Origin of the sequence: Rhizobium skierniewicense Ch11 (assembly GCF_023757665.1) — a bacterium.
In the GTDB taxonomy this organism is placed as follows: Bacteria; Pseudomonadota; Alphaproteobacteria; order Rhizobiales; family Rhizobiaceae; genus Agrobacterium; species Agrobacterium skierniewicense.
The window spans coordinates 224,722-237,982 of record NZ_RXPG01000028.1; the positions used below are offsets into that span (position 1 = coordinate 224,722).

At 57.9% G+C, this 13,261-nt stretch carries 10 protein-coding genes and 1 tRNA gene; 6 read left to right on the plus strand and 5 right to left on the minus strand.

The window, feature by feature from the left end; all coding sequences use genetic code 11:
* The first annotated feature begins 116 nt into the window (after positions 1-116).
* Both EKM04_RS17710 and fhuB read left to right on the plus strand, forming a co-directional pair.
* Positions 117-995: an ABC transporter substrate-binding protein gene (locus tag EKM04_RS17710; protein WP_183895967.1), complete on the plus strand. Its 879-nt coding sequence runs from the start codon at positions 117-119 to the stop codon at positions 993-995.
* Complete coding sequence (fhuB, locus tag EKM04_RS17715) at positions 979-2,976, plus strand: Fe(3+)-hydroxamate ABC transporter permease FhuB (RefSeq protein WP_183895969.1); 1,998 nt, start codon at positions 979-981, stop codon at positions 2,974-2,976. Before EKM04_RS17710 ends, fhuB begins: the two co-directional genes overlap by 17 nt.
* Before the next feature lie 68 nt (positions 2,977-3,044).
* Here fhuB and EKM04_RS17720 read toward each other — a convergent pair whose 3' ends face one another.
* The 4 genes from EKM04_RS17720 to cpdR form a co-directional block, all read right to left on the minus strand.
* Entirely contained in the window at positions 3,045-3,191 is a 147-nt protein-coding gene (locus tag EKM04_RS17720) for a DUF1127 domain-containing protein (RefSeq protein WP_174153929.1), read from the minus strand.
* 646 nt (positions 3,192-3,837) lie between these two features.
* Positions 3,838-4,365 carry a hypothetical protein gene (locus EKM04_RS17725; protein WP_183895971.1) on the minus strand — a complete coding sequence of 176 codons (528 nt, stop codon included), beginning with the start codon at positions 4,363-4,365 and terminating at the stop codon, positions 3,838-3,840.
* A gap of 458 nt (positions 4,366-4,823) precedes the next feature.
* A tRNA-Val gene (locus tag EKM04_RS17730) sits at positions 4,824-4,898 on the minus strand.
* 82 nt (positions 4,899-4,980) lie between these two features.
* Complete coding sequence (cpdR, locus tag EKM04_RS17735; RefSeq protein ID WP_027675545.1) at positions 4,981-5,343, minus strand: cell cycle two-component system response regulator CpdR; 363 nt, start codon at positions 5,341-5,343, stop codon at positions 4,981-4,983.
* A 182-nt stretch (positions 5,344-5,525) separates the two neighbouring features.
* Here cpdR and EKM04_RS17740 point away from each other — a divergent pair, with 182 nt between their 5' ends.
* The 3 genes from EKM04_RS17740 (at position 5,526) to EKM04_RS17750 (ending at position 7,906) form a co-directional block, all read left to right on the plus strand.
* On the plus strand, positions 5,526-6,410 hold the full coding sequence (locus EKM04_RS17740; RefSeq protein ID WP_174153930.1) for an N-formylglutamate amidohydrolase: 885 nt from the start codon (positions 5,526-5,528) through the stop codon (positions 6,408-6,410).
* A gap of 327 nt (positions 6,411-6,737) precedes the next feature.
* A complete protein-coding gene (gene hisN, locus EKM04_RS17745) occupies positions 6,738-7,514 on the plus strand; it encodes a histidinol-phosphatase (protein ID WP_183895973.1) in 777 nt (258 codons plus the stop codon).
* Positions 7,515-7,717: 203 nt separating this feature from the next.
* Complete coding sequence (locus EKM04_RS17750; RefSeq protein ID WP_183895975.1) at positions 7,718-7,906, plus strand: hypothetical protein; 189 nt, start codon at positions 7,718-7,720, stop codon at positions 7,904-7,906.
* Between the two features lie 3 nt (positions 7,907-7,909).
* Here EKM04_RS17750 and EKM04_RS17755 read toward each other — a convergent pair whose 3' ends face one another.
* On the minus strand, positions 7,910-9,670 hold the full coding sequence (locus EKM04_RS17755) for an ABC transporter ATP-binding protein/permease (RefSeq protein WP_183895977.1): 1,761 nt from the start codon (positions 9,668-9,670) through the stop codon (positions 7,910-7,912).
* 261 nt (positions 9,671-9,931) lie between these two features.
* Here EKM04_RS17755 and EKM04_RS17760 point away from each other — a divergent pair, with 261 nt between their 5' ends.
* Positions 9,932-13,261: a transglutaminase family protein gene (locus tag EKM04_RS17760; protein WP_183895979.1), complete on the plus strand. Its 3,330-nt coding sequence runs from the start codon at positions 9,932-9,934 to the stop codon at positions 13,259-13,261.

Sequence of the window (13,261 nt, forward strand, 5' to 3'; positions counted from 1 at the left end):
GGTCAAAGACCATCGATATTGACGCCATACACAAAGTTGATAAACGAATGCAAGTTTATTGAAGCCCGGCGTCTGGATATCGAACCATCCGATACCGGCAAGGAGAGACACCGGACATGCCAAGCCTGACCCGCAGGACCCTGCTTGCCGCAACGGCTGCCACCTTTGCTGTGACCAGCCGCGCAGGCGCTCAACCTGCGGTGCCACGCGTTGCAACGCTTGACTGGGCTCTTCTGGAAACACTATTAGCCATCGGCGCACATGTCGTGGCTGCAACCGAGCTTCGGCAATTTGCCCAGGTGGCGGTAAAGCCCGACGTGCCGGCCCAAACGTCGGATATCGGCCTGCGCGGCACACCGAATTTCGAAGCGCTCTATGCGGCCCGTCCCGATATCATCTTCAACTCGAATTTCTACGCCTGGGCGGATCCGCTGATCGAACAAATAGCGCCTGTGGAAAGCCACGCAATCTACGTCGCCGACAAAAACCCTTATCAACTTGCACAAAAAGCAACGCTGGAAATCGGCGAGAAGCTCGAGCTACCGGCGGCCAAGATTTTGGTCGGGGATCTCGTGGAAAGGCTAGAACGTTACAAAACCACATTTTCCAGCGCCGACAGCAAGCCTGTTTTGTTGATCAATCTGGGAGATGCACGCCATTTTCGCGTTTTTGGCGCAGACAGCATGTTCGGCGAGGTTCTGACACGCATCGGCCTCACCAATGCGTGGACAAGCGCCACCAGCTATTCGGCAACGGCGCCTGTTGGCATCGAGACGCTGGCCTCCATGCCGGATGCTACCATCATTCTGATACCGCCGCACCCGCAAGACGCCTTGGAAACGCTGACCAAAAGCACGTTCTGGAACGCTCTGCCTGCCGTGCGGGAGAGGCGCGTGCTGACAATCGGGTCCGTCAACCCCTACGGCGCTTTACCCGCCGCAAGCCGCTTTGCCGATATGCTGGTGCAAGGATTGTCCCATGTCCAGAACGGCTAGTCTTATTGTGCCAGAGAGAACACGTACGTCAGGGCCGATCTTCGCCACCATGCTCGGCATCACCTGCATCGCCGCCTTCGTGCTGCTTGTCATCTCGCGCCCGCATGTTCCGCCAGACACACCCTCTGCTGCTGCCCTCGACACGATTTTGTTGTGGCACAGCCTCCTGCCACGTGCCAGCATCGCGCTTCTTGCCGGTGCGGCCCTTGGTCTGTCGGGCGCATTGCTTCAGCGGGTGCTGCGCAACCCGATCGCTGATGCATCGACGCTGGGAATCGCATCCGGCGCGCAGTTGGCTCTCACTCTGGGCCTCGGCATTGTCCCTGTTTTGGGCGGATTGTCGCGGGAACTGATCGCGCTCGGCGGCGGTTTCGGGGCCATCGCTATCGTGCTTGCACTCAGCTGGCGGCGCGGGCTCGATCCGGTCACAGTAGCGATCTCGGGCATGATCGTCAGCCTCATCGCGGCCTCTCTCAGCATCGCGCTCATTCTGGCACGCGGCGAATATGCGCTGTCCATCCACATCTGGGGCGCAGGCGCGCTGAACCAGGAGGATTGGAGCGGTGTAATCTCGCTCGTACCGAAACTCGCCGCGGGGCTTCTCGCAGCCTGGGCGCTGATGCGCCCGCTCAATCTTCTCGCGCTGGATGACACCAGCGCCAAAAGCTTGGGCGTTGCGCTCCACGCCACCCGGTTTGCTGTCCTGCTGCTGGCTGTCTGGCTTTCGGCGTCGGTCACAGCGCTCGTCGGCATCATCGGCTTTCTGGGCCTGGCGGCGCCCAGCGTCGCACGGCTGTGCGGTGCGCGCACCACGGCACAGATCATGACGGTCGCACCGCTTGCAGGCGCGGCCATCCTGTTTCTGACCGATTGCCTGACGCAATTGCTGGGTTCGGGTTTTGCTGATATCGCCCCCACTGGAGCCGCAACGGCACTTCTGGGCGGCCCACTTGTTTTGCTGCTCCTGCCCCGCGTGCAGGGTTTTTCAATGGTGACAGCCAGTGCCGCCACCGCGCTGCGACCGCTGCGCAAACCAGTGATGGCACTGGCTGTTCTGGCAACAGCCATCACCATTCTGTTCATCGCCGTCATCAGCTTGGGCCAGTCCACTGAAGGCTGGCACATGGCCTTCGGGAAATCCTTTGCCGACCTCCTCCCGTTCCGGCTGCCACGCATTATGGCAGCGGGCGGTGCTGGCGCCATGTTGGGCGCAGCCGGGTTCATCATGCAACGGGTGACCGGAAACCCCATCGCCAGTCCGGAAGTGCTGGGTGTTTCGACAGGCGGCGGCGTTGGCCTGACGGTCACGCTTTTCCTCGTCAGCTTCCCCTCACCCGTGGTGATGATGGCAGGCATGGCCGTGGGCGCTCTCACGGCTTTCCTCGTCATGATCGCCGTCGCCGGACGGTCCGGCCTTGCTGCCGAACGCCTGCTCTTGGCAGGCATCGCGATCAGCGCCTTTTCCATGGCCATCATCAGCATCGTCTTGGCGCAAGGCGATATGCGCAGCTTCACCCTTCTGACGTGGCTATTCGGATCGACAAACCGCGCAGGCGCCTTCGAGGCCTGGACGGCGATCATCGCGTTGGTGGTGCTGACAGTGCCGGTGCTGTTCATGACCCGATGGCTCACCATTCTACCGCTCGGCAACGCCGTATCTCGCAGCCTCGGTGTGAAGACAGTCTCTGCCCGATTGGTGCTTGCGATGTTGGCCGCCCTGATGACGGCGATCGCGTCGTTCCTGGTGGGACCCTTGAGCCTGGCGGGTCTCATCGCGCCCCACCTTTCCCGGCTCATCGGCTTCCAGAAACCGAACCACCAGCTTATTGCCGCCCTCCTCATCGGTGCAGGCCTATTGATGGCGGCCGACTGGTTGTCCCGGGTCGTCATCTATCCGTACCAAATCCCGGTTGGCCTTTTTGCCTCCCTTATCGGCGGCCCCTACCTGCTGTGGCTGATGGCATCGAAGAGATCGGGATAAGCCACACGCAAAAACGCCCGCGACATGCGCAGGCGTTTGATATCATCAAATCTGGAATACAGGCGGTGTTAGCGACCGACAGACGCGCGAGCGACACTATGGATGTCGGAGCGGTTGATACCGAGGTCCTGAAGCTCACGCGAGCTCATACGGCCAAGTTCGGTAACGGTCTGACGGTATTTGCGCCAGTTGTTGAAAGAGCGTGCTACGTTCATGATAATCCCCTTTCGTGAGGCTTCCTGACGCCAGCAACCTTGCTTCGGTTCCAACGTCGTTTCGATCACCGGAATATAGCCCTCAACTCACCCCGCGATAAGACACAAGCTCTCACGTCCGCCATGCACTAGACGCATAGGTCATATATGGAGATGGTGAGAAACCGTGCATTGCGAGAGAAATTTTGGGCCAAAAAAAAGAACAGGCGCTGCGATTACCCGCAAGGCCTTGCTACTTCTTGATTGGGTGGTGGCGTGACAGGATTGAACCTGAGACCTCTGCGATGTGAACTTTTGTCCAATTGCTAAAAGTCCTGCATTTCTGAGAAATACCCCTTTCGTAAAGGGCTGTTTCGGCACAATGTCCTTCTCGCGTTCTGACTTTTAGGTTCGCTCGACCTGTGCATTACTTCTTAACGGTCCAACATTGATTTCGTTTTATATCCTGAACGAAGGGGCCGGAGGTTCGCTATGGAATCCTGCCACCACCCTTCGCGACGTCAATCCTATTGGCTAGATCACGCAGAGGCTCAGGCAAGTATTAAGGCCTCACCTCCACCGGAAGAACTTTTTGACGACGATTGAGTTGTCCGTGAGCCTGTAGGCAGGCATGTATCAATGATCCCGCCCGTCACAAGGTGGGCGTTTAGTTTTCCCAGTGAGGCTTTGCCGCTTCGGCTTCGAGGACTGGCAATATCCTTTCTACTTCAGTCACGAGAGCTTGGAGGTTAAATTTCTCGCCCCAAAAAGTAACACTGGCTGATGATGGGTCGAACATTCTGAACATATCGTAGGGCGCTAGACCACCTATGAAGTGTTCTGGCCCGATGTTTTTATCAGCGTAATTATGATTGCTGGATTCCTGCCACCATCTATCGATCCTTTCATCCATGTGCTCAAAGTTGTTGCGCATGTTTACATCACGAAGGGCAGAATTTTCCGGGACGCCGATAGAGGCGCGGAGAGCTTGTCGCTCCTCTGATTTTTTGCCTTTCGAGCCCCAGAGCATTTTTGAAATATTTGCTCCTGAGTTGAGCATGTTTTGCAAATTGTAGAAGACCAACGCGACATTACTGTTTTGCAGGCCCTTGTTCACCCCGTCGGCAGCAAACAATAGAAACCTACATTGGTCAAGTACTTGGCTTTGAAAGATGCGCAGATGAAAAGTTTCCATTTAATTTCTTTTGTATATCTATTCGATAGCGCGATCAATTGCGATAAGCGTGGCAGGGCAAAAGTTAACTAGGACTATTGGTAAGCGGGTGCTTCATCATCTTGCGAACCTCACCTTTACGTCCTGTTTCGCCAGTCGATTCCAGCTTGACATTTGCCCATTTGACAGCGGACAGGACAGACGGGGTTTTCCCGCCTTCGATATCTTGTTATTATGTAGCGGCATGTTCATAGCTGTTGCCAAGCACCAGCAGCGCGTCTCATATACGGGGTGACGTCGCCGCCGATCTGCTTCAACGTGTCACCAGCGCGCTTGGTGCCATCTCCCGCCAAATAATGCGCGGCATGAAGCGTCTATGAACCGGAATAACGCTTGCAGGTGAAATTCGGTAAACTCGAAGAACGCCAAGTGCAGGGCCTCGCAATCACTCGCAAGGCCCTTATACTTCTGAAACTGGATGGTGGGCGTAACAGGGATTGAACCTGTGACCCCTACGATGTCAACGTAGTGCTCTCCCGCTGAGCTATACGCCCATCCGTTGCGGCGCATAAATCACGAAACCGGATGAAGCGTCAACTGCTTTTTTTCAGTTTTGTGAAAGCTTTATGCGAGGCCTTACGCCACAAGGAGTTTGTTCACTTCATCGACGAGATCGCGCAGGTGAAAAGGCTTGGAAAGCACCTTCGCATCCTTCGGCGCTTTCGAATCAGCGTTCAGTGCGACCGCCGCAAAGCCTGTGATGAACATGACCTTCAGGTCAGGGTCCAGTTCGGTGGCGCGGCGGGCGAGCTCGATACCGTCCATTTCCGGCATGACGATATCGGTCAGGAGAAGCGAGAAGGGCTCTTCACGAAGCCGGTCATAGGCGCTTGCGCCGTTATCGAACGAGGAAACCTTGTATCCGGCTTTCTCCAACGCCTTCACGAGAAAGCGGCGCATATCATTGTCATCTTCTGCGAGAAGAATTTTCTGTACCATTTAAATGACCGTAGCTTCTGGATTAATTGGAATACCTTATCCCGATCATACCGCATCTTCAGTAAATATCACGTGAACGGTAGAATCATGACTCGGGCGACTGTGACGCAGTATGGACTTGCTCTGCCTTAACTGGCAACATGAAGCTTCTGGCAGAATTATGACATGGTAAACGGGGCGGAATGGACTGGGTCACGGGCGAGTACGAACTCTTCGAGGTGCACGAACCAGCCGTTCACAGCATTCCGTTCGTTTTCAACTCGCCCCACAGTGGGCGCTGCTACCCTGTTTCCTTCCTCGAATCATCAAGGCTGAACGCCTACGAGATCCGCCGCTCGGAAGATCACTACGTCGATGAGCTGTTTTCCGGTGCCGTCGATATGGGCGCACCTCTGCTCAAGGCCAATTTTCCGCGCGCCTATCTGGATGTGAACCGGGAGCCCTACGAGCTTGACCCACGCATGTTCGAGGGCGCCCTGCCCTCCTATGCCAATATCGGGTCCATGCGGGTTGCGGGTGGGCTGGGCACCGTGCCGCGTATCGTCGCCGAGAACATGGACATCTACACCCACCGCCTGCCGGTGGACGAAGGTCTTGCCCGCATCGAGGGAATCTACAAGCCCTACCACGCCTGTCTTCGCAAGCTGGTGTCGCGCACCCACGCCAATTTCGGCATGGCCGTGCTGGTCGATTGCCATTCCATGCCGGGCAATATCAGACTTGCGGGTTCCAACATTCGTCCCGATGTCATTATCGGTGACCGCTTCGGCACCAGCGCATCCGGTGAAATTTCCCGCGCGGCCTTGCACTTTCTCGAAGAGCTGGGTTTTACCGCTGTCTGCAACAAACCCTATGCTGGCGGCTTCATCACCGAGCATTACGGTCGCCCCGTCCGTTCACTGCATGCCCTGCAGATCGAGGTCAGCCGTGCGCTTTACGTGGATGAAAAGACGCTGCTGAAAACGCGGGAGTTTGCCGCCCTGCAAGCGGCGCTCGAAGCCTTCATGCGCCAGCTTTCCATGTTCGTTTCCGAATATGCGATCGACATGGCATTCGCCGCCGAGTAGCCGCCCCAATCACGGACGACAATTGATCCTTTGGCTCGCACTGAGAGGCGGACAAAAAAAACCGCGCCTTGGCGCGGTCAAGTCTAGGGAGGAAACACCCAAGGAGGGTATTTACAGTCAAAGACTGTGATTGAAAAATTATGCCCAAAGTGCTCAATTGTCAATCATCTTTATTTTTGCCCATATATTACTCAAATTGATACAGATTGCTCGCAATTCGCACCACCACACAAAAAACGTGCTCGCTTTTTGAACAGTCGCACATCAGTGGACGTGACCGGTAGAAGCACGCTATGACCGGATGATGTTCGCAATAGTGAGGTTCTGATGCTGCCAGATCGCGATTTCTTCTTTCGTCTTGCCGATGCCGCCAAAGCTGAAACGCTGCCCCGCTTTCGCACCGGCATCGCCGTCGCCAACAAGCAGGATGGCGGCTACGATCCGGTAACAGAGGGCGATCAGGCCGCTGAAACCGCCATTCGCGCGTTGATAACCCAACACTTTCCAAAACACGGCATCCTGGGCGAAGAGCACGGCAATGTCGGAACGGACCGCGAGCATGTCTGGGTCATCGACCCGATCGACGGCACCCGCGCCTTCATTTCTGGCCTACCCGTCTGGGGAACGCTGATCGGCTTTCAATCCTCCGGTCGCGCCGTCATGGGCATCATGGATCAACCCTTTACCGGCGAGCGTTATTTTGCCGACGGGCAGAAGGCGTGGTATTTCGGCCCCGGTGGTGACAGGCAGATCAAGACCCGCGCGTGCGAAACGCTTTCGGATGCGATCCTTTTCACCACGTCCCCGCATATTTTCACGCCTGAAGAAGCCGCACGCTACGGCGCCGTCGAGGAAAAGGTTCGCCTCTTCCGGTATGGTGTCGATTGCTACGCCTATACCCTGGTGGCGAGCGGTCATGCCGATCTCGTCATCGAATCCGGTTTGAAACCTTATGATGTCGGCGCGCTCATTCCCATCATCGAGCAGGCGGGTGGCGTCATCACAAACTGGGATGGCGGCAGACCGGAAGCCGCGGGCCGCATCATCGCGGCCAGTAGTAAAGCCCTTCACGAACAGGCGCTGGCGCTACTCTCAGGCATGTAGGCGCACGACGCCTGCTGAGCCTCCAGCCTCCACCGGAGCACAGACTTACACGCGCTAATTGTCATCCGTAGTGCGACGTCTGTCGCTCGGCATTCTCCTAAGGCCCTGTCAGCATGGAATTAAACCGACCAGTAACAGTCTATTAACTATAATGCGGCACTCTTGCGTTGAATTCTTTCATACTAATATACGCGAGGACCGCTATGGCATATGATTGGAGTGGCAATACCGTCAAGCAAAAGCGCGACGACCGGGTCGTCGTTCTGGCTGTCGTCGCGCTGGTTTTATTGATGACGCTCGCGCCGATGCGGCTCATGCGTGTCGCGGCACCGACGGTACACATCATCGACACGACATCACTGACTATCAGCCCGCCGCTTGCGAAGCTGTAAGCATCAGACCTTCACCAGATCGAGGTGGACCACACGCGGGGACAGCACCTGCAATATGGTCTCCGAACGGCCGATGTAGACGATGGCCGTATCCGTCATCCCCGCCAGCACCGATGCCAGCCGTTCGACCGTTTCTGTTTCAAGCCCTTCGAGGAGATCGTCAATAAACAGCCAGCGTGGCTTCAGTACCAACGCATTGGCCACGCGAACGCAGGCCTGCTCATCGGAATCGAACTTCTTGTCCCAGCGGATGTTTTCATCCATGCGCGGAATGATGTGGCCAAGGCCGCATTTTTCCATGGCATTCAGAAAATCCTGCTCCTGGAATTTCTGCGGGCTGCGAGGATAGCACAGGATTTCGCGCAACGGCGCTGCCGGTAGATAGCCATGCTGGGCGATGAACAGCATTTCCTCGCGCGGTGGCATCGTAATCTTGCCCTGGCCCCAGGGCCATAGCCCCGCAACGGCTGCAAAGAACAGACGCCGGTTGACGCCCTGATCGCCGTTGACCATCAGCCGGTCACCAATATTGATTTCCACGGGCGCTTCCCGCAGCCGGAAAACACGGGACAGGTCCTGCCCGCCCGCCTCCGGGCAGATTTCGACGGACGTCCAGCGGATCGGCCCTGCAGTATCGGGTTCGATCTCGATGGTATTGCCGTGCCGCTCGATACTGTCCATCTGGATCAGCGCATTGCGGAACACAGAGACGCGCTGCAAGTTCGCCTTCCAGGCGGCGATGGGACCGAAATTATCGATGTACCAGCGTAAAGCCACATTGACCTGGTTGAAGGCACCCACTGCCATCATCAATCCGCCGAAGCTGAGATTTCCCGCAAAATACACGGGCGCGGCGATAAGAATAGGGGCAACAATGGCAAGCCATCCGTAACCGGACGAGACCCATGTCAGATGGGTCAGCGCCATGGCCAGCCCCCTGATGACAAACAGCACGGCGTTGATGTCTTCACCGATGCGGTGACGCTCGTTCTTCTCTCCGCGCGCCAGCGTGATCGCGGTGACGTTTTCGCTGGCCCGCATCAGCGAGAAGCGCAGCTCCGCCTCTTTCGAATAGCGCTCCGAATTCAACGGCACCAGACGGTGGCCGACGATGTTGCTCAGCAGCGAGGCCGAGCCTGCATAAATGAGCGCCGCCCAGACCATGTAACCTGGTATTTCGACCATCTTGCCACTGATCTCGATGGCAAAACCCGCCGACAAGCCCCAGAGAACGCCGATGAAGCTGACCAGCAGGATCGTCGCATTGACGAGCCCGATGGCAAGCGCCGTGCTGCTTTCGGCCAGGTTGCGCACATCGTCGTGCAGTCGCTGGTCGGGGTTGACGGCGATGGCACCGAAGCCGGCAAGGCGTGCGGCACGGCCGGGCCTGAACCATTGGTCGACCATGTCCTTTGCCAGACCTTCGCGCATGTTGAGCGCCGTCATCTGGTTCAGCCATGTCTGGAAGACGTTGAGCAGCAGCAGCGCTCCTGCAATCATCGCGAACACTTCCAGCTGGTGCAGGAATGCGTTGAGATCGCGCCGTTCGAGTGCGTTGTAGAACGGTGCGTTCCACTCGTTCAGCTTGACCTGCCCGTAAGCCGTGACGAGGATGATGGTCAGCAGCGCGCACATCAGCAGGATGAGCCTGCCGCGCACCTTGGATGTCCAAAACGCGCTGCCCATCATCGCCAGTTGTGCTTTGAATGTCAGATCGAACGTCGGATGGCCGACCGTCTCGGTGGACAGATTACCTTGCGCCATCAGTACCTTGCCGTTTCCATGAAATTTTGAATTCTAAGGCTCCTGCAGGCATCGACCATAAGTGCGTAGCGTGACAGCAATAGCATGGCGTGCATGCTTGTCCATGTGCAACGGGAAACCCGGATGGAGACCGTGGCGCTGCAATGCGCAAAGGGTTGGAAATGTTCCTTGCTTTCTGTGCGTGCATTGCACAAAGTCGCAGCAATCAAAGAGGGGCGGCATGATCCGCGCGCAAACCGGGAAAACCGGGCAAGGGTAAGTATGTCAATCAAAGCAAGCATCTATCATCTGACGCATTACAAATATGACAATCCGATTCGCCTCGGACCTCAGATCATCAGATTGAAGCCTGCGCCGCATTCCCGCACCCATGTCATCAGCCATTCGTTGAAAGTCACGCCTGCCAACCACTTCGTCAATCTTCAACAGGATCCTTACGGCAATTTTCTGGCGCGCTACGTCTTTCCGGACCCGGTGACGGAATTCAGGATCGAGGTCGATCTTGTCGCGGATATGACGGTCTACAATCCCTTCGACTTTTTTGTGGAAGAAAGCGCCACCTACTGGCCTTTCGAATATCCCGAGACACTGCAGGCGGATCTGTCGATCTACCAGACGCCAGAACCTTCAGGTCCTCTTCTGACAGACTACCTGAAATCGCTCGACTGGACGAAAGGACAGCCGACCGTCGATATGGTTGTTGGCATCAACGCCCGCCTGCAAAGCGAAATCGGCTATGTCATCCGCATGGAAACCGGCGTGCAGACGCCTGAGGAAACGCTGGGCAGTGCAAAGGGCTCATGCCGCGACACGAGCTGGCTGCTGGTCCAGATTCTGCGCCATCTCGGCTTTGCCGCCCGCTTCGTCTCCGGTTATCTCATTCAACTGACACCGGATCTGAAGGCACTGGATGGTCCCTCGGGAACGGAGGTCGATTTCACCGATCTTCATGCCTGGGCCGAGGTTTATCTGCCGGGCGCTGGCTGGGTGGGTCTTGATCCGACATCGGGCCTTCTGACCGGCGAAAGCCATGTGCCGCTGGCCGCAACCCCGCACTTCAGCAATGCAGCCCCCATTTCCGGCGGCTATTATGGCGAGGCCAACACCGAGTTTGCCTTCGACATGAAGGTCACGCGCGTGGCCGAGCATCCGCGCATCACCAAGCCGTTTTCGGACGAAAGCTGGGACCGCCTGAATGCGCTGGGCGAACAGGTGGACAAGGTTCTGAACGAACAGGACGTGCGCCTCACCATGGGTGGCGAACCGACCTTCGTCTCCATCGACGATTTCGAATCGGGCGAGTGGAACACCGATGCCGTGGGCCCGACCAAGCGGGAAAAGGCCGATGTGCTGATCCGCAAGCTGCGCGAGCGCTTCGCTCCCAACGGTTTCCTGCATTACGGCCAGGGCAAGTGGTACCCCGGCGAAAGCCTGCCGCGCTGGACGTTTTCGCTCTATTGGCGCAAGGACGGCAAGCCCGTCTGGCACAACCCCGATCTGGTGGCGCGCGAGGGCGCAGAGACCGGCGTGACCTCGGAAGATGCGGAAAAGCTGCTCACCAATATCGCTACAAACATCGGCATCGCACCGGAACTGGTGTTGCCCGCCTACGAAGACCCGGCGGAATGGGTGATCAAGGAAGGCAACCTTCCCGACAATGTCGATCCGTCGAATTCCAAGCTGAAAGATCCGGAAGAGCGCAACCGCATCGCCCGCGTCTTTGAACGCGGACTGACCACGCCAACCGGCTATGTCCTGCCGGTACAGGCATGGAATGCCAAGGCGACATCCGAGAGGCGCTGGATGAGCGAGAAGTGGAAGACCCGGCGCGGCCGCATCTTCCTTGTGCCGGGCGATAGTCCGGTTGGGTATCGCATTCCGCTGGGCACCCTTCCCCACGTTCCGGAATCAAAATACCCCCATATCCACCCGGCAGATCCGTCTGTCCCGCGTGGACCATTGCCAGATACCGTTGCACCCTCCGCCCGCTCTTTGCCAGAAGCATCGTTTCAGGCCTCGGAAGGGGCCACGCAGGAACGCATCGAGCAATCCATCAGCGACATCAACGGCGAGGTCCGCACCGCCATGTCGGTCGAGGCACGGGACGGCAGGCTCTGCGTCTTCATGCCACCGGTGGAGCGGATCGAGGACTATCTCGATCTCGTTGCCGCCGCAGAAGCCGCCGCGACCGATCTTGGCCTGCCGGTCCATATTGAAGGCTACACCCCGCCGCATGACGAGCGCATGAACGTCATCCGCGTCGCGCCGGATCCCGGTGTCATCGAGGTCAACATCCACCCCGCTGCCAGCTGGAAAGATTGCGTCGATATCACCACATCAGTCTATGAGGACGCCCGCCAGACGAGGCTCGGTGCGGATAAATTCATGATCGACGGTCGCCACACCGGCACCGGTGGTGGCAACCACGTGGTGGTGGGCGGTGCCAACCCCAATGACAGCCCGTTCCTGCGCCGTCCCGATCTGTTGAAGAGCCTCGTGCTGCACTGGCAGCGGCACCCGTCGCTGTCCTACCTGTTTTCCGGCCTGTTCATCGGCCCGACAAGCCAGGCACCCCGCATCGATGAAGCCCGTCATGACAGCATGTACGAGCTGGAAATCGCCATGGCGCAGGTGCCGATGCCCGGCAAGGGTGACGCGCCCTTGCCGTGGCTTGTGGACCGACTGTTCCGCAATCTCTTGACCGATGTCACCGGCAACACCCACCGTTCGGAAATCTGCATCGACAAGCTTTTTTCACCGGATGGACCGACCGGTCGCCTCGGCCTCGTCGAATTCCGCGGTTTCGAAATGCCGCCGAATGCGCGCATGTCGCTGGCCCAGCAATTGCTGGTGCGCGCCATCATCGCCCGCTTCTGGAAGAACCCGTCCGGTGGCCGTTTCGTGCGCTGGGGCACGGCGCTCGCCGACCGCTTCATGCTGCCGCATTACATCTGGGCGGATTTCCTGGATGTGCTGGCAGACCTGAAGGACAACGGCTTCGACGTGAAACCGGAATGGTTCGCGGCGCAACTCGAGTTCCGCTTCCCCTTCTTCGGCGAGGTCGAATATGAGGGATCGAAACTGGAACTGCGTCAGGCGCTGGAGCCATGGCATGTGATGGGCGAACAGGGTGCCATCGGCGGCACCGTGCGGTACGTGGATTCCTCGGTCGAGCGCTTGCAGGTCCGGCTGGAAACCTCCAATCCGGCCCGTTACACGGTGGCCTGCAACGGCCGCGCCGTACCGATGAAACAGACGGAAACATCCGGTATTTCGGTAGCAGGTGTGCGCTTCAAGGCATGGCAGCCAGCGCAGGGTCTCCACCCGGCGCTTCCGGTCAACACACCGCTAACCTTCGATATATATGATACATGGTCGAACCGATCGATCGGCGGCTGCATCTATCATGTTGCCCATCCGGGCGGTCGCACCTATGAGACGTTCCCGATCAATGGGAACGAAGCGGAAGCGCGCAGGCTGGCCCGTTTCGAACCTTGGGGACATACGGCGGGAAATTACCCTCTGTTGCCGGAAGCGGCTTCGCCAGAGTTCCCGTTGACGCTTGATTTGAGACGCCCACAGGGAGTGTGA

Excerpts from the sequence above, each read along its gene's own strand:
- EKM04_RS17710 (WP_183895967.1), top strand. The coding sequence starts at position 117 with ATGCCAAGCCTGACCCGCAGGACCCTGCTTGCCGCAACGGCTGCCACC.
- fhuB (WP_183895969.1), top strand. The coding sequence starts at position 979 with ATGTCCAGAACGGCTAGTCTTATTGTGCCAGAGAGAACACGTACGTCA.
- EKM04_RS17720 (WP_174153929.1), bottom strand. The coding sequence starts at position 3,191 with ATGAACGTAGCACGCTCTTTCAACAACTGGCGCAAATACCGTCAGACC.
- EKM04_RS17725 (WP_183895971.1), bottom strand. The coding sequence starts at position 4,365 with ATGGAAACTTTTCATCTGCGCATCTTTCAAAGCCAAGTACTTGACCAA.
- cpdR (WP_027675545.1), bottom strand. The coding sequence starts at position 5,343 with ATGGTACAGAAAATTCTTCTCGCAGAAGATGACAATGATATGCGCCGC.
- EKM04_RS17740 (WP_174153930.1), top strand. The coding sequence starts at position 5,526 with ATGGACTGGGTCACGGGCGAGTACGAACTCTTCGAGGTGCACGAACCA.
- hisN (WP_183895973.1), top strand. The coding sequence starts at position 6,738 with ATGCTGCCAGATCGCGATTTCTTCTTTCGTCTTGCCGATGCCGCCAAA.
- EKM04_RS17750 (WP_183895975.1), top strand. The coding sequence starts at position 7,718 with ATGGCATATGATTGGAGTGGCAATACCGTCAAGCAAAAGCGCGACGAC.
- EKM04_RS17755 (WP_183895977.1), bottom strand. The coding sequence starts at position 9,670 with ATGGCGCAAGGTAATCTGTCCACCGAGACGGTCGGCCATCCGACGTTC.
- EKM04_RS17760 (WP_183895979.1), top strand. The coding sequence starts at position 9,932 with ATGTCAATCAAAGCAAGCATCTATCATCTGACGCATTACAAATATGAC.